At 72.2% G+C, this 15,645-nt stretch carries 13 protein-coding genes, 2 tRNA genes and 2 pseudogenes; 12 read left to right on the forward strand and 5 right to left on the reverse strand.

The genetic code is table 11. From position 1 onward, the window contains the following. The first annotated feature begins 246 nt into the window (after positions 1-246). From ACFYXM_RS31280 to ACFYXM_RS31295, 4 genes are all read left to right on the forward strand, one after another. Positions 247-405, forward strand: a complete 159-nt coding sequence (locus ACFYXM_RS31280) for a DUF3311 domain-containing protein (RefSeq protein ID WP_351524498.1) — start codon at positions 247-249, stop codon at positions 403-405. Then, on the forward strand, positions 402-2,027 hold the full coding sequence (locus ACFYXM_RS31285) for a sodium:solute symporter (RefSeq protein WP_389294433.1): 1,626 nt from the start codon (positions 402-404) through the stop codon (positions 2,025-2,027). Before ACFYXM_RS31280 ends, ACFYXM_RS31285 begins: the two co-directional genes overlap by 4 nt. Positions 2,028-2,159: 132 nt before the next feature. Next, a complete protein-coding gene (locus tag ACFYXM_RS31290; protein WP_362032570.1) occupies positions 2,160-2,504 on the forward strand; it encodes a DUF6412 domain-containing protein in 345 nt (114 codons plus the stop codon). Between the two features lie 262 nt (positions 2,505-2,766). Further along, a complete protein-coding gene (locus ACFYXM_RS31295; RefSeq protein WP_389294435.1) occupies positions 2,767-3,537 on the forward strand; it encodes a YidC/Oxa1 family membrane protein insertase in 771 nt (256 codons plus the stop codon). Between the two features lie 146 nt (positions 3,538-3,683). Here the strand turns inward: ACFYXM_RS31295 and ACFYXM_RS31300 are convergent. Then, positions 3,684-4,013: pseudogene (locus tag ACFYXM_RS31300) on the reverse strand (Gfo/Idh/MocA family oxidoreductase); the annotation flags it as partial. Positions 4,014-4,382: 369 nt separating this feature from the next. Here ACFYXM_RS31300 and ACFYXM_RS31305 point away from each other — a divergent pair. The 4 genes and pseudogenes from ACFYXM_RS31305 to ACFYXM_RS31320 all read left to right on the forward strand — a co-directional run. Further along, positions 4,383-4,592 (forward strand): annotated as a pseudogene (locus tag ACFYXM_RS31305) (2-aminoethylphosphonate ABC transporter substrate-binding protein); the annotation flags it as partial. 113 nt (positions 4,593-4,705) lie between these two features. Then, complete coding sequence (locus ACFYXM_RS31310; protein WP_389294437.1) at positions 4,706-5,503, forward strand: HAD-IIA family hydrolase; 798 nt, start codon at positions 4,706-4,708, stop codon at positions 5,501-5,503. A gap of 203 nt (positions 5,504-5,706) precedes the next feature. Beyond that, a complete protein-coding gene (locus tag ACFYXM_RS31315; protein ID WP_389294438.1) occupies positions 5,707-6,321 on the forward strand; it encodes a hypothetical protein in 615 nt (204 codons plus the stop codon). 1 nt (position 6,322) lies between these two features. Further along, positions 6,323-7,006, forward strand: coding sequence for a class F sortase (locus ACFYXM_RS31320; protein WP_389294440.1), 684 nt, complete (start codon positions 6,323-6,325; stop codon positions 7,004-7,006). Between the two features lie 522 nt (positions 7,007-7,528). Here the strand turns inward: ACFYXM_RS31320 and ACFYXM_RS31325 are convergent. Continuing rightward, a tRNA-Lys gene (locus ACFYXM_RS31325) sits at positions 7,529-7,602 on the reverse strand. A gap of 183 nt (positions 7,603-7,785) precedes the next feature. Here ACFYXM_RS31325 and ACFYXM_RS31330 point away from each other — a divergent pair. The 3 genes from ACFYXM_RS31330 (at position 7,786) to ACFYXM_RS31340 (ending at position 12,044) form a co-directional block, all read left to right on the forward strand. Then, positions 7,786-9,219 carry a peptidoglycan-binding protein gene (locus tag ACFYXM_RS31330; RefSeq protein ID WP_389294442.1) on the forward strand — a complete coding sequence of 478 codons (1,434 nt, stop codon included), beginning with the start codon at positions 7,786-7,788 and terminating at the stop codon, positions 9,217-9,219. A gap of 91 nt (positions 9,220-9,310) precedes the next feature. After that, a complete protein-coding gene (locus ACFYXM_RS31335; RefSeq protein WP_389294443.1) occupies positions 9,311-11,296 on the forward strand; it encodes an SPFH domain-containing protein in 1,986 nt (661 codons plus the stop codon). Positions 11,297-11,453: 157 nt separating this feature from the next. Next, positions 11,454-12,044 (forward strand): lytic polysaccharide monooxygenase, encoded by a 591-nt coding sequence (locus tag ACFYXM_RS31340; protein WP_389294445.1) that lies wholly within the window; start codon positions 11,454-11,456, stop codon positions 12,042-12,044. A 293-nt stretch (positions 12,045-12,337) separates the two neighbouring features. Here the strand turns inward: ACFYXM_RS31340 and ACFYXM_RS31345 are convergent. The 3 genes from ACFYXM_RS31345 to ACFYXM_RS31355 form a co-directional block, all read right to left on the reverse strand. Further along, positions 12,338-12,411, reverse strand: a tRNA-Lys gene (locus ACFYXM_RS31345). 116 nt (positions 12,412-12,527) lie between these two features. Continuing rightward, complete coding sequence (locus ACFYXM_RS31350) at positions 12,528-13,286, reverse strand: IclR family transcriptional regulator C-terminal domain-containing protein (RefSeq protein ID WP_389294447.1); 759 nt, start codon at positions 13,284-13,286, stop codon at positions 12,528-12,530. A gap of 194 nt (positions 13,287-13,480) precedes the next feature. Beyond that, entirely contained in the window at positions 13,481-14,443 is a 963-nt protein-coding gene (locus tag ACFYXM_RS31355; protein ID WP_389294448.1) for a D-2-hydroxyacid dehydrogenase, read from the reverse strand. Between the two features lie 278 nt (positions 14,444-14,721). Between ACFYXM_RS31355 and ACFYXM_RS31360 the strand changes: the two genes are divergently transcribed. After that, positions 14,722-15,543 carry a decarboxylase gene (locus tag ACFYXM_RS31360; RefSeq protein WP_389294450.1) on the forward strand — a complete coding sequence of 274 codons (822 nt, stop codon included), beginning with the start codon at positions 14,722-14,724 and terminating at the stop codon, positions 15,541-15,543. Positions 15,544-15,645 lie beyond the last annotated feature (102 nt).

A 15,645-nucleotide genomic window follows, 5' to 3' on the forward strand; every position in this document is an offset into this window, starting at 1 on the left:
GTGCAGACCCGTGCACACAGCTGAGCTCAGAGCAGTTCTCAGATTCGCTTCACCACCGGGATGAAGCCCGGTGCACTGCGAATAAACCCGGTAGCAGGCGCCCGGGTTCGGTGCACGGAGGGGAGTGGAGGGGGAGTGGGGGAGTGGGGGCGGGAACGGGGGCCGTGGACCTGTGGGCCTCCGGGGCACGGCACTAAGCCCTTAGGGTTGCCCGACGTGCTGAGACGACGTCCGCAGTTGTTGTGGTTGCTGGTGCCCTATGTGCTGTACCTCGGGGTGCTGCCGCTCGTGAACCGGGTGACGCCGGTGGTTCTCGGGCTGCCGTTCCTCTTCGTCTGGCTGCTCGGGGCGACCCTGCTGACACCCGTCGCCGTATGGCTGACCCGGCGGGGGGACCGCCGGTGAACGCCGCGGTCGCGACCTCCGTCCTCGGGGTCTTCATGGTGCTCACCGTCGCCCTGGGGCTGCTCGCGGCGCGCGGGCCGCGGAAGGGGCGTGGAACGGACGGCGGCGGGCTCGCGGAGTGGTCCGTGGGCGGGCGCAGCCTGGGGACCGTGTTCATCTGGGTGCTGATGGCCGGCGAGGGCTACACCAGCTTCAGCTACCTGGGCGCCGCGGGATGGGGGTACAACTACGGCGCCCCCGTGCTCTACGTGGTGGCGTACATGTCGTGCGGGTACGCCCTCGGCTACGTCGTCGGGCCGATGCTCTGGGCGTACGCGCGCAGGCACGGACTCGTCGGGATCACCGACATGGTGGCCCACCGCTTCGGGCGGCCCTGGCTCGGCGCGCTGGTCGCCGTTCTCGCGACCGTGTTCCTGCTCCCGTACATTCAGCTCCAGATCACCGGCATGGGGGTGGTCGTCTCGACCATCTCCTACGGCGCCATCAGTCTGAACTGGGCCTATTTCATCGCCTTCGCCGTCACCACCGGCTTCGTCGTGGTGAGCGGACTGCGCGGGAGCGCGTGGGTGTCCGTGCTCAAGGACGTTCTGGTGATCGCCACGCTCGGCTTCCTCGTCGTCTACGTGCCGCTGCACTACTTCGACGGGTACGAGGCCTTCCTCGACCGGCTCGTCACCGAGAAGAGCGAGTGGCTGACCTTCCCCGGGCACGGGGACAGCGGGCTCGGACAGGCGTGGTTCATCACCACCTCGTTCCTCAACTCCCTCACCGTGGTGATCTTCCCGACCACCGTCGCGGGGTACCTGGGCGCGAAGAACGCCGACGTGCTGCGCCGCAACGCGATGTTGCTGCCCGCGTACAACGTGCTGCTCTTCGTGCCGATGCTGCTCGGGATGGCGGCCCTCTTCGTCGTGCCGGGACTCGTCGGCGCCGAGTCCAACCTGGCGCTCTTCAAGCTCGTCGTGGACTCGCTGCCCGCGTGGGTGGTCGGGGTCGTCGGTGTGGCGGCGGCGCTCTCGTCGATCGTGCCGATGGCCGTGTTCATGCTGGTCATCGGCACGATGTGGGGGCGCAGTGTGCTGTCCCTGGTGCCGCGGTGGGAGCGGCGGCAGAAGGGCGCCGCGCAGAGCGTCGTGGTGGCCGCGGGCGTGACGGCGCTCGTCCTCACGTACACCGCGCCCAACACACTGGTGCGGCTCTCCCTCATCTCGTACGAGGGGATGGCGCAACTGCTTCCGATGGTGCTGCTGGGACTGGTGTGGCGGCGGCTGACGTTGGCCGGGGCGTTGAGCGGGCTGGTCGTCGGGGTGGGGGCGGTATGCGGTTTCGTGTTCACGGGGAACGATCCGGTGTGGGGGGTGAACGCGGGGGTCGTGGCGCTCGGTGCCAACCTTCTGGTCGCCCTCGCCGTGACCTGCGCGGGACCGCGCGAGCGCGACGACCGGCCGGACGACGAGGTGCTCGCGCGGGACGAGATCGGCGTTCCGGAGAAGACCGGCGGTCCGGCCGGTGGCCCGGGGAAGACCGGTGCGTCGGGGGAGGTCCCCGCCCCCGGGGTCCCCGCTTCCGGGGGCCCTGCCTCCGGGGTCCCTGCCTCCGGAGAGGTTCCCGCCTCGGGGTGAGGGAGGCGGGGGCACGGGGAACGGCCGCTCTGTCCGAGCCGTCGTGTATAACGGCTGAGTATGGCGCACGTACATGTGCGCGAAAGCCGTGCCGTGACAGTCCGTGCATGACAGCGACGAGGGGAGGGGCCGATGAGCGGTGACACGCGCAGTCCGCGTGACGGCGTCACCGGCTTGCCCCGCCCCGTGGCGCTGCTGCTCCTCCTCGTCACCGAGCTGTTCGCGGCGATCCTGCTCGCCGAGGGCGGCAGTCTTTCCGCCGCCGTAGCCCTCGCCGCCACCGCGGCCGCCGGCTCCGCCCTCGTCGCCGCCGCGGTCATCAGCGCCCGCTGTGCCGCGCCTGTGCCCCGGACCCGTGTCCGTACGGCAATACGCGACCGGGAGCAGCGCACCGCGTTCCTGCCGCAGCGGGACCCGGACGCCAGGGGCCGCAGACGCCCCCGAGCCCCCGGGCACGCCCTCCCGACGACCGCGTAGGGGCCCGTTCGGTCCGTCCTCCGCCCTGTTCCGTGCGGGGGCACGGTTCCGATAGGCAGGCGGTGCGTGCGTGCGCACAGTGTGCCCGTGGCAGGTGCGCCTGGCGCCCGGCCACGGGTGTCCTCCTCGCGGTTCGTCATGCCGAGTCCGTTCCTCACCCCCGGTACTCCGGTAATCCGGCAGGTCCGCTCATTCCGGGACCCCGGTACTCCCGGCACTTCCGGTACTCCCGGCACGACGAGATCCCTCGGAGGGCTCACCGATGTCCGTCCTCATGTCCGCGTTCGCCGCCCTGGTCGGCGCGCTGGCCGATGTACTGCACCCGCTCTTCCAGAGCGCTTCCACCGCCGCTGCCATCGTGCTGTTCACGGCACTCGTGCGGCTCGCAGTACACCCCCTGTCGCGGGCCGCGGCACGCGGGCAGAAGGCCCGCACCAGGCTCCAGCCGCAGATAGCCGAACTGCGGAAGAAGCACGGCAAGGACCCCGAGCGCATGCAGCGGGCGCTCATGGACCTGCACCGGGAGGAGAAGGTCTCGCCGCTGTCCGGCTGTCTGCCGAGCCTGCTCCAGATGCCCGCGTTCTTCCTCCTCTACCACCTGTTCTCCAGCCGGAGCATCGGCGACGGGCCCAACGAACTGCTCGGCCACCAGCTGTTCGGCGCACCGCTCGGCGGGCGCTGGCACGATGCGCTGGCGCACGGTGGACCGTTCGGGGCGCAGGGGCTCGTGTACCTCGGACTGTTCGCGATCGTCGCTGCCGTGGCCACGTTCAACTTCCGGCGTACGAAGCGGCAGATGGCCGCCAACCCGGTCGTCCCCGCGACCGGGCCCGACGGCGAGCCCGTTCCGGGCATGGGCGCGATGACGAAGCTGATGCCGCTGTTGTCGTTCGCCACCCTCTTCACCGTCGCCGCCGTGCCGCTGGCCGCCGCCCTGTACGTCGTCACCAGCACCACCTGGACCGCGGTCGAGCGGGCCGTCCTCTACCGCGACATGCCCGCCGTCGGCACGGCGGCCGCCACCACGGCGTGACCGGGAGCGATCAGGAGCGACCGGGAGTGACTCGGAGCGACGGGGAATGACGGGGAATGACGGGAGAGGGACGACCGGGTGTGGCCGGGGCCGGGCGGGTCGAGGACCGGGTGAGGCGACGCCGGACCGGTCGAGGACCGGGCCCCTCAGGCGTCGGTCGTCGTGTCCGTGGCGGGCGGCAGGGAGACGGTGACGCCCTCGCGGGCCGAGCGGCGGGCGGCCTCCAGCACGTCCAGGGTGGCGGCGGCCTGGAGGGCGGTCACGGGGTTGTCGCCCCTGCCGCGCAGCGCGTCGGTGACCGCCGCGTAGTACGCGCGGTAGTCGTCCGGCACGGTGGGGACCGGGGCGCCGCCGCCCGTCAGCGGGCACTCGCCCGAACCGATCCGCCCCCACAGGCTCTCCGGTTCCTCGCCCCACGGCTGGTCGTCCGTCGGGCGGGCGCCCGTGCGCAGGGCGGCCTCCTGCGGGTCGAGGCCGGGTCCGGTACCAGGGGCGCGGCACGGGCACGAGGGGGCGGTGTCCGGCGCTGGGCCGATCGGGCGGTCCCGGCCACCGGCCGGAGGGCATTCCGGCACGTCGGTGCCGGTCGCGTCGCGCGTGCGTGGCAGTGTCGCGTGTCCAGGACCGTGAACTCCGGCGCACAGGCCGGGCGGGTACTGAAGATCTTGGCCGGGTCCCGCAGCGGCCGACGCGTGCATCTCCGGCGCCTTGTAGCTGTACGTGCCGGCCGCCGCTCCGGGCCCGGCCAAGATCTTCAATGCTCGCCCGGCCCGTGCTCCGCCCTCCACCCGATGCCCGGGGCGGCCCGGCGGCCCTCCTGGCCGGGCAGGCCGTCGGCGCCCGGGCCCTCGCCGCCACCCCTGAAGAAGCTCCAGGCCGACAACGTCGGACCGTCCGCCTCCACCGGCAAGCTCGCGCCCAAGGCGGACAAGGGCGAACTGCTCGCCGCCAACGGCGACGTGCAGATGAACGTCGCCCAGTCCAAGGACATGCCGAACCTCGGGACCTGGTTCCCCGCGAAGGAGGGCGGCAGGGCCACCACCTTCGCCCTGCCCCGTCGGCCGGCCGGCCGACGGGGCGAACGCACGCTCTAAACTCGGGGGCGTCGGTGCTGCACAAAGCGGTGCCGCCGGCGTCCCCGCACACGCGTACGGCAGGAGTCCCACGCATGGCAGAGCGCAAGCCGATCTCGTCCTGGCTCACCGACATGGACGGAGTTCTGATCCACGAGGGGACGCCGATCCCCGGGGCGGATGCCTTCATCAAGCGGCTGCGGGACTCGGGATTGCCCTTCCTGGTCCTCACCAACAACTCGATCTACACCGCCCGCGACCTGCACGCCCGCCTGCTGCGCATGGGTCTCGACGTGCCCGTGGGGAACATCTGGACCTCCGCCCTGGCCACCGCCAAGTTCCTGGACGACCAGCGGCCCGGCGGTACGGCGTACGTCATCGGCGAGGCCGGGCTCACCACCGCCCTGCACGACATCGGCTACGTCCTCACGGACCACGATCCCGACTACGTGGTCCTCGGCGAGACCCGTACCTACAGCTTCGAGGCGCTCACCAAGGCGATCCGGCTGATCAACGGCGGCGCCCGCTTCATCTGCACCAACCCGGACGAGACCGGTCCGTCCACCGAGGGGCCGCTGCCCGCCACCGGGTCCGTCGCCGCCCTGATCACCAAGGCGACCGGCAAGGAACCGTACTTCGCGGGCAAGCCCAATCCACTGATGATGCGCACCGGGCTGAACGCGATCGGCGCCCACTCCGAGTCCAGCGCCATGATCGGCGACCGGATGGACACCGATGTGCTGGCCGGTCTGGAGTCGGGCATGCAGACGTTCCTGGTCCTCACGGGTCTCACCGCGGTCGCGGACATCGACAAGTACCCCTTCCGGCCGTCCAAGGTCGTCGACTCGATCGCCGACCTGATCGACCTGGTCGACGTCGTCCCCGAGGGCTGAGCCCGGCGGCGTCCGGGGCAGGAGCGGGGCGGGAGCCCGATGAGCGGCGCGGGATCCGGTGTGAACCCCGACGGGATCCGACGGGATCCGACGGGATCCGACGGGATCCGTGCGGAGACCGGCCCGGCGCCCGGCGCCCGCTCGGGCCTTCTGCGGATGCGGAAAGGCGGAGCAGGCGTGAACCTTCACAGAGGAGGTTCACGATGCGTTCCATATCCCTCACGCTCTGCGCTGTGGCGGTCGTGGCGGCCACCCTGGTGCCGGCCCCTGCCGCACTGGCCGAGCCGGACCCCGCCACCGGTCCCCGCACCGGCTCCGGTCCGGGCACTGCTTCCCGCACCGCCCCGGACGCTGGATCGGGTGCCTCCCTCTCCGTGACCCCGCGCTCCGCCGCCCCGGGCGGCGAGGTGGCCCTCCGGCTGGACGGCTGCGGGAGCGGGAGCGCCGAAGGCAGCTCCGACGTCTTCGTCTCGACGGCGCGTTTCGCCCCCGCCGCGGACGGGGGCCTGTTCGCGCGGGCCCGGATCGGCGCCGACGCCTCACCGGGCGACCACGGCGTCCAGGCCGTCTGCGCCGACGGCGGCGAAAGGGCCACCGGAACGGTCACGGTCACGGTCGCCGGCCAGGACGCGGCGGCCACCCCTCTGGCCCCGGTCCGCGCGGGCGGTGGCGGCACCGCCGTCCTCACCGACGAGGAGGCCCGGCGGAGCGGCCCCGGCATCGCGCACGCCGTGATCGGCCTGGCGCTGGCCGCCGTCGCGGTCGTCGCCGTCGTGTTCCGCGGCGCGGCGCGGCGCCGCCGTCCGGCGGCGGACTGAGATGTCCGCCGCGGACGCCCCCGCCGGTCATGGCCGACTGCTCGCCGGGACGGCCTGGGCCGTTCTGCTCCTGGGCCTGTGGGTCTGGGGCCGCGACCTCACCGACGGCTCCGGCGCCGGTTCCGCCCCGACCACCGGCGACATCGCCGCGGTCGGCCGCCCGCTCGGCGTCCCGCTGCCCTCGCCCCACGACCCGGTCGAGGGCGCCGCGCCACGACGGATCGAGGTCCCCTCGATCGGCGTCGACGCGCCCGTGGTCGCCCGTGGCCTGGACGAGGGCGGCGCGATCGAGCCACCGCCGTTCGGCGCGCCCCGGACCGTCGGCTGGTACGAGAACGGCACCGAGCCCGGAGCGAAGGGCCCCGCGCTCTTCGTCGGTCATGTCGACACCGAGACCAGGCCGGCCGTCTTCTACGGACTGAGCGCGGCCCGCCCCGGAGCCAAGGTCGAGGTGACCCGCACGGACGGCACCGTCGCCGAGTTCACCGTGGACGACGTCCAGGTCCTCACCCGTGAACGCTTCAACGCCGACAAGGCGTACGGCCCCCGCAGGAAGGGCCGCGCCGAACTCCGCCTGATCACCTGCGGCGGCACCTACGACCGGGCGTCCCGCTCCTACGACGCCAACGTGGTCGTGTCGGCCTACCTGACCGGCGAGAGGCCGAAGAGGAACGGCGGGAGCTGACCCGGCCCGCACCGTCCCCGCCGAGGCCCGTCGGCCGGCCCAATCGGCTCGGATCGCCGGTCCTGTCGTGAACCACCTTTGTCTCAACGCTTTCTGATGACAGATCAACTCATCCATCACCATCGGCCGTCGGCGATCCGCGATGGGCGGCGGGCGTGACTCTCTTCACGGCGCTCGAAGTTCTTCCCGCCCCTCCCGGCCCGGGCGGCGTGAGCCTGCCGGGTCCGCGCGTGAGCAATCTCGTGCGGCAGCCCTTCCGCTGCGTCCGCCAACTGCGAGCCGGGTCGGCCCGATTGGCGCCGGACCCTCGCGCGAGGGCACGCACGCCGCTTCTCGAATGCACAGGGTGATTGCGAGGTCACTGTGTGAAGTTGTCGTGCGGGGCGCCGACTGCCGCGCCGCCGCCCGGCGTTGCCTGCGTGTCGCCCGTGGGTCCGGAAGGTCGCGGCGTGATCGTTCCGCCTGGCCGGGAGCGCACGAACAAGGCCCCCTCACGCTCGGTGAGGGGGCCTTGACTCTGCGTGCGCCGCCAGGGACTCGAACCCCGGACCCGCTGATTAAGAGTCAGCTGCTCTAACCAACTGAGCTAGCGGCGCCTGCTGACTTGGAGAACTCTACCCGAAGGAGAAGGGTGTTCCTGACCATTTCCTGTCCGGCACGGCCTGTCGGATGGTCGTTTTTTCTCTCCTATCCGTCAAAATGCAATATGTCATAAGGGTTGAGACACTGACGCCCGTGCAGATGCGCCCAAAGATCTTGAGAACGCGGAGGGGAATCGCATGACTGTGCCGGCTTTCGAGGAGTACATGCCCGCCGTCGACTGCGCCTGCGAGGGGTGTGCCGCACAGCGGCGGGCCGCCGGGGTCCTGGCCGTACGGGACGGGGGTCATCCGGGTGCCCACGGCGCACGCCGCGTGCTGGTGCTGGCCACCGCGGCCGGCGTGGTGCTGAGCACCGGGGCGGCCGAGGCGCTGAAGGCGCCGGGCGACCGGGCGGCCGACGCGGCCGGTTCGGCGGGGACGGCCGGTGCCCCCCGTTCGGACGAGGCGACGGTACCGGCGGACGAGCTGGACGCGTCCGATCCATCGGCTCCGGACGGGGAGGGCGATCTGCTCGCCGGGACCGGAGTGGGCCCGGACACCCCGCAGGGCAGGCCGGGGCCCGTACGGGGCACCGGTGCGGCCGGCCCGCCCGCGTACACCAACGCCTCGCTCACGCTGCGCAGTACCAGCCGGGCCGCGATCATCAACCGGGCGAAGAAGTGGGTCTCCGCGCAGGTGCCGTACAGCATGTCGAGGTACTGGTCCGACGGCTACCGGCAGGACTGCTCCGGCTTCGTCTCGATGGCCTGGAACCTGCCCGGCAACGAGTGGACCGGCAGCCTCGCCCGGTACGGCACCAGGATCGCGCGGAAGGACCTGCAGCCGGGCGACATCCTGCTCTTCCACAACCCCTCGGACCCCAACAAGGGATCGCACGTCACGATCTTCGGCGGCTGGACCGACTACACGCACACCCACTACACGGCGTACGAGCAGACGAGGCCGCACACCCGCAAACAGACGACGCCCATGGCGTACTGGAGCCACTCCGGCTCGTACGTCGCGTACCGCTACAAGGGGCTGAGCGGCGGGAGCGGCGGTGGCGACGGTTCGTCGCCCTCGTTCCCGGGGGCGGGGAAGTTCGGCCCCGGGGCCGACAACAAGTACGTCGCCCAGCTCGGGAAGATGCTGGTGGAGCGGGGCGGAAAGCGCTTCTACCCGTCCGGCCCCGGTCCGGTCTGGGGCGATGCGGACCGGCGCGCCACGCGAGCGTTCCAGAAGGCCCAGGGCTGGAAGGGCGGCGAGGCGGACGGCTTCCCGGGCCCCCACACATGGCGTCTGCTGGACAACGGGACCGGCAGCGACATACCCGGTGCGGGATCCGGTGGCAGCGGATCCGGCAGCGGCGGTGGTGCGAGCGGGCCGAACGCGGATTCGGCGTTCCCCGGACGCGGCCACTTCCGGCCCGGCCAGTCCAACGCCCATGTCGAGAAGCTCGGCAGGCAGTTGGTGAAGAAGGGCTACGGCAAGCACTACCACTCGGGCCCCGGCCCCCGGTGGAGCGAGGCGGACCGGCGCAATGTCGAAGCCTTCCAGCGAGCCCAGGGCTGGCGGGGCGCGGAGGCGGACGGCTACCCGGGACCGGAGACCTGGCGGCGGCTCTTCTCGTGAGGAAACGGACATGACGGAGGCGGGAATGGGATCCACGGCGTCGGACAGTGCCGGAGCGCCGGAAGCCCGGGCAGATCGGGGAGAGGCGCGGATGCGGGAGCGTGCCCCGGTGAGTACGGGCGGTCCCGGCGAGGACGCGCGGCCCGAGGGCGTGGTGGACCCGGGCGGTGCCACCACCCCGGTCGCGGGCGTCGGGACGCCCGTCGAGATGACGGGTCCGGCTGCGGACACGCGCATGGGCCCGGGGGCCGGGGCCGATGTGCGCCCGGGGCCCGGTCACGGCCCGGACGCACCGGCGAACGGTCCGGCGACCGGATCCGACGCCGTGGTCGACCTGGTGCTGGACCTGGTCCCGGGAGAGGACGCGGGCATGTCGCCGGGCGGTTCCTCCTCGCTGGGCGTGACCTCGGCCTCGGTGTCGGTGCCGTCCGTGGGCGTCACGTCCGGCCCGGCCGCGGCGCCGGACGTCGTGCCCGCCGAAGGGCCCGGACTCCTGCTCGGTGCCGCGCCCGCCATGAAGCACGGATTCCTGCCGAACGGCGTCGCCGCCGCGGAGCCGGAGCTCGTGGCGGACGGCAGGACCGCGGGGAAGCAGGGAGTCCTGCCGGGAGATGCGCCTCTCGTGGAGGGCGTCGCACCCGCCGTGAGGCCGGAGCTCCGGCCGAGTGGTGACTCGGCCGAGGGCCCGGCGGCCGACGGGGAAGCCGTACCGGTCGCGGCCGGTACCCGTCCCGCACCCGTGCGCGGCACCCCGCGCCCGGCCCGGACCCCGTCTCCGTCGCCGTCCCCGTCTCCGACTTCGTCCGCGGCCTCGGCTCCGTCCACCTCCCCGTTCCCATCCGCGCTCGCGTCACCGCTGCCGTCCCCCTCCCGGCACCGGGACGCCTCCCGGCACCGGGACGTCGTCGACCGCGCCCGCGGCGGGGTCGAGCGGCCCGTCGCCGCGTCGTCGGGCACCGGGCGGCGCCACGCGGTCATCGGCAGCGAGTCGACCGCGACCATCCCCGTCCACCTGCTCTTCCGCGACGACCCAGGGAACACCGACACCACCGGGCTCCCCGCCGGCGCGTTGCGACGGGGGACCGGTGGCGGGGACGCCGCGCCCGGGGGGCGGCGCCCGCCCGCACCGCGCGGACCGCAGGTGCGACCCTCGACCCGGCCCGCGCCGGCCGGTGACCCGGAACTCGCCGAACGTCGAGGGCCCGCGCTGCCCGGCTGGGTGGCCCTGTTCGCCGCGCTGTGCGGGATCGCCGGAGCCGGGGCGGTCCTCTGGTGGATCGGTGCGCTGCCGGTGGCCGCGCTCGCCCGGTTCGGGATCGCGCCGCGACCGTACGAGGGGGTCGGAATCGGCGCCTGGGCGGCCCTCGCCGCGCTGGCGGCGCTGGTGCTCCTCGCGCTCGGCGGACTGAGCCGGGGGCGGGTCGGGTACGCGTGGGTGCTCACGCTGTTCGGCAAGTACCGGGGGAGCGTGCGGCGGACCGGGCTGATGTGGATCAGTCCGCTGCTGCTGCGCCGCCGGGTCGACGTACGCCTGCGGCACTGGCGCAGCGAACCGCTGCCGGCCGTGGACGCCAACGGCACCGCCTTGCGCGTCGTCGTCCTGGTGGTGTGGCGGGTCCGCGACACCGCGCGGGCGCTGCTCGGGGTCGAGGACCACGAAACGTATCTGCGCGAGCAGGTCGAGGCGGCGATGGCCCGGGTCCTCTCCCAGCTCCCCGCCGACGCCTTCCACGAGGACGCGCCCACCCTGCGCGACGCGGAGGCCGTCGGCGACGCGCTGACCCGGATGCTGAAGGCGGACTGCGTGCCCGTCGGCATCGAGGTGTACTCGGCGCAGCCGACCGGGATCGAGTACGCGCCGGAGATCGCCGCGGCCATGCAGCGTCGCCGGATCGCCGCCATCGACGCCAAGCACCGCGACAGTGTCCTGACTTCGGTGGTCGACGCGGTGGACGACACCGTCAACCGGCTGACCCGGCGAGGCATCGTGGAGCTGGACGACTACGAACGGAAGGTGCTGGTCAAGGACTTGACGGTGGCGTTCTATACGGGACGCAGCGGGGGCGAAGGGGTCTGAGGGGGCCGGGAGACCGCTGGGGCGGCGAAGCGGAATGCCGCTCCCATTGGTCTGGACATGTTCATTCCCCGTCAATAATCTAAGGCTTGGTCTAGACCGCAGTGCGTGCGCAGCAGGGCTCATGGAACCTCCCCCACGTTCTTGAGGAGCGACAGCAATGCGTAAAAGGGCAAGTGCGGCCGTAGTCGGTCTGACGATCGCGGGCGCCTCGTTGTTCGCGACGAGCAGCGCCGGCAGCCACGGTTACACCGACAACCCCATCAGCCGTCAGAAGCTCTGCGCCAACGGCACCGTGACGGGGTGCGGCAACATCCAGTGGGAGCCGCAGAGTGTCGAGGGGCCGAAGGGCTTCCCGGCGGCCGGTCCGGCCGACGGGAAGATCTGCTCCGGCGGCAACTCCGTCTTCGCCGAGCTCGACGACCCGCGTGGTGGCAACTGGCCCGCCACGAAGGTGACGGCCGGTCAGGGCTTCAGCTTCCGCTGGCAGTTCACCGCCCGCCACGCCACCTCGGACTTCCGTTACTACATCACCAAGAACGGCTGGGACCCCACCGAGCCGCTCACCCGGGCCGACCTGGAGCCCCAGCCGTTCATGACGGTGCCCTACGGCGGCAAGCAGCCCCCGGCGACCCTGACCCAGCAGGGCACCATCCCCACCCAGAAGACCGGGAAGCACATCATCCTGAGCGTCTGGAACGTAGCCGACACGACGAACGCGTTCTACGCCTGCTCCGACGTGCAGTTCTGACGCGAGGCGCTGGATGCGTCGAGGCGCCGGCGATCCCCGTCGCACCGCCGGACTCCTGCCCGGTCTCCAGCGGCGAGGCCGCCGAACTCGACCTCCGGGGCGGGGCGAGGGACAGTGCCGGGGCGGAGACGAGTGCGTATGGCGTTCGTCCCGCCTGAAAATGTACGAGCGTCTAAAACGAGTGTCTAGTACGACTGTGTAAAACGTTCGTACATCCCGGTGGGCGCTCGATGGGCAGCAAAAACGCACTGGGCGGTTCACGTGTGCACGTGAACCGCCCAGTGCGTTGTCTGTGCGCCGCCAGGGACTCGAACCCCGGACCCGCTGATTAAGAGTCAGCTGCTCTAACCAACTGAGCTAGCGGCGCCTGCTGACAGGAAAATCATACCCGCTCCTGGAGGGTGTCGATGCCATCGGGGTTAAATCGCAGGAAACCGGAACGAAAAGGGCGATTTCCCGGCGATGACGGTTCGGAGACGGCCCTCAGAGCGCCAGCGACAGCAGCACGGGTGCCGCCCGCCGGTTCAGGGTGTCCGCCGCCGAGCGCAGGCGGTGCGCGTCCTCGATCGGGAGGGAGAGTGCCAGGCAGCCCGCCGACGAACCGGCCGTCAGCGGCACCGCAGCGCAGACCGTGCCGACGGCGTACTCCTGGAGGTCGAGCACCGGGACGGTGGCCGGCTGGCTGTCGAGCTTCGAGAAGAGCACCTTCTCGTTGGTGATCGTCCGCGAGGTGAGCCGGGGCGTCCTGTGGCGCGAGAGGTGGTCGCGGCGGCCGTTCAGGTCGAGCTGGGCCAGCAGGCACTTGCCCACCGCCGAGGCGTGCGCGGACGACCGGAAGTCGACCCACTCGTTGACCGCGGGGGTGCGCGGACCGTCGGCGTACTGCGTGACCCGGACCTCGCCGTCGACATACCGGCTGATGTAGACCGCCGCGCCGACCGAATCGCGCAGCCGCGCCAGCGACTGCTGGAGCTTCGCCTCCAGGGCCTCCCTGCGGGCCGTGCCGGAACCGAGGAGCAGCAGCGAGGAGCCGATGACGTACGCACCGTCGCTGATCTGCTCGACATACCCCTCACGGCGCAGCGTCAGCAGCAGGGAGGTGAGGTGCTCGGCGGGCAGCCCCGTCTCCCGGGAGATCTGGGCGTCCGCCACGCCGTCGCCGTGCCTCGAGACCGTTTCGAGAACGCGAAGGGCGTGCTGCACCGAGTGGAACGGCGCCGTCGGTTCGGGCTTCAATGCCACGGTTTTCCCCCACCAGGTTGTGACCGCAAGCTCCGGCCTCACGATAGCCGCCAACGGGCCGTTACGGGACGGTTGTTGACGAAGCGACGAGGTGCCCCGAGCTGGGTCTCATGCGTGTGGCCTATGCCGGAGTCACTGGCCTACGGCGAGTGGCGAGGTCACGGCATCGCGGCGAGGCCGGGTTCGGATCGAGGTCAGTTGTCGTCGTGGTCGCGATCGGGAACGCATCCGCATCGCTTGTCCACCACGTTCGGCAACGGCCGCCCGGCCGCCCAGAGTTCGTACATCCTCACGAACTGCTCGGCGAGCCGGTCCTGCCAGCCGGCCGTGTCGCCGCCCATGTGCGGTGACACGATCAGATCCGGTACGCCCCACAACGGGCTCCGGGGATCCAGCGGTTCCTGGCTGAACACGTCGAGCGCCGCGCCCGCGATCCAGCGATTGCGCAGTGCCTCCGCCAGGTCGTCCTCGACGACCAAGGGGCCGCGCCCCACGTTGATGAACCGGGCCGACGGCTGCATCAGTCCGAAGAACCGCGCGTCGAACATGGCACGGGTCGTCTCCGTCAGCGGCGCCGCGCAGATCACCCAGTCGGCCTGCGCGGCCAGCCGCTCCAGATCCGCCACGCCGTGGACGGTGCGCCGGGCCGTGCGGCCCACGAGCGCCACCTGGACGCCGAGGGCGATCAGCAGCCGGGTGATCTCCCGGCCGATCGGGCCCGCGCCGACGACGACCGCGCGACTGCCCGCCACCGGCGCGCTCTCCCGGTGCCGCCACACCCGCCGGTGCTGGAGGTCCAGGGTGCGCGGAAGATCCTTGGCGAACGCCAGCACCAGCCCGGTCACGTACTCGGCGACCGGGCGCTCGAAGACGCCGCGCGCGTTGGTCACCACCGTGTCGGAAGCCAAGAGCTCCGGGCAGAGCAGCCGGTCCACGCCCGCGCTCGCGGTGTGCACCCACGCGGGACGCGGCCCGTCGCCGGGCCATGCGGTGCGTACCGCGTCGGAGGCGGCGTCCCACACCAGCAGCACATCGGCCTCCGGGAGCCGCGCGGCGAGCCCGGCCCCGTCCGTGTACCGGACGGCGGCGCGTCCGATCAGCCGGCCGAGACGCGGCGACGGGTCGGTGTCCAGGACGAGCAGGGTGGGCTCGGGCATGAGAAGCGGTCGCTCCGCTGCGTCTGATGCGTCTGGGATGTGCGGGTTGACCACGCTCGCACCCACGTCCGCCTTCGTCAACAGCACACGACGGGCGCGGAGGCCGGCCGAGACCCTCCGGACCGGCCGGACCCGGCCTGTCCTCGGCGAATGGGGGAAACTGGGAGAAAGTGGATGAAATCGAATGTCGTGACGTAGAGGAGACGGGCGGGCGGCGCCGTGCGGGGACAGGCGGGAACGGGCACGGGAAGAGACGGACGGGAAAGGGAAGTGCGGCCATGACGACCCTCGGCATTCTCTACCCGGGACACTCCGCGGAGGACGACTTCCCCCGGATGGAGATCCTGCTCGACGCGGTCCGCCTCGTCGTGAACCGCACCGCCGTCGACGAGGACGCCTACCGGACCGACGCACTGATGAGGGCCGGTGCGCCCGAACGGCTGGCCGCCGGGGTGGCGGAGCTCCAGCGGGCCGGTGCCGAGTGCGTCGTGTGGGCGAGCGGTGCGGGCAGCTTCCTGTACGGCTGGGAGGGCGGCCACGAGCAGATCGCCGCCCTGGCCCGGGCCGCCGGGGTGCCCGCGTCCAGCACGTCCTTCGGCTTCGTCCACGCGGTACGGGAACTGGGCGCCGCCCGCGTCGCCGTCGCCACGACCTACCCCGAGCACATCGCCGCGCTGTTCACCTCCTTCCTGCACGCCGCGGGCATCGAGGTGACGGCCACCCGCACCGCCGCTCTCGCCTCGGCCGCCGAGGCCGCCCGCTGGGGTCCGGACCAGGTGAAGGAACTCGCCGAAGCGGCGGACCGGCCGGACGCGGAGGCGGTGCTGCTGCCCGACACGGCCCTGCACACCGTCTCGTACGTGCCGGAACTGGAGGCACTCCTCGGCAAACCGGTCCTCACCGGGAACCAGGTCACGGCCAGGGAGGGGCTGCGGCTGGCGGACCGCCGCGCCTGGTCCCCGAGGCTGGGCAGGATCTTCGCGGCCCGCGAGGCGCCCCCGGCCCCCGTCACCAGATGGGGCGAGGGCCGCGCCTGGGCACACAGCGGCAGGAAGGGGCATTCCGGAAGGCGCGCCGAGCCCGGTCGGCGGGGGGAATGAACCGGTCGCGGACCATCGGCCACGGACCTGCGGAGGGGATCGGCGGAATAACCGGAGGCCTCCTCCTGTTACGTTGTCGCGGACGTGCGAGCCGCAGCCGCG

It is taken from the genome of Streptomyces sp. NPDC002476, assembly GCF_042889785.1.
Classification (GTDB): domain Bacteria; phylum Actinomycetota; class Actinomycetes; order Streptomycetales; family Streptomycetaceae; genus Streptomyces.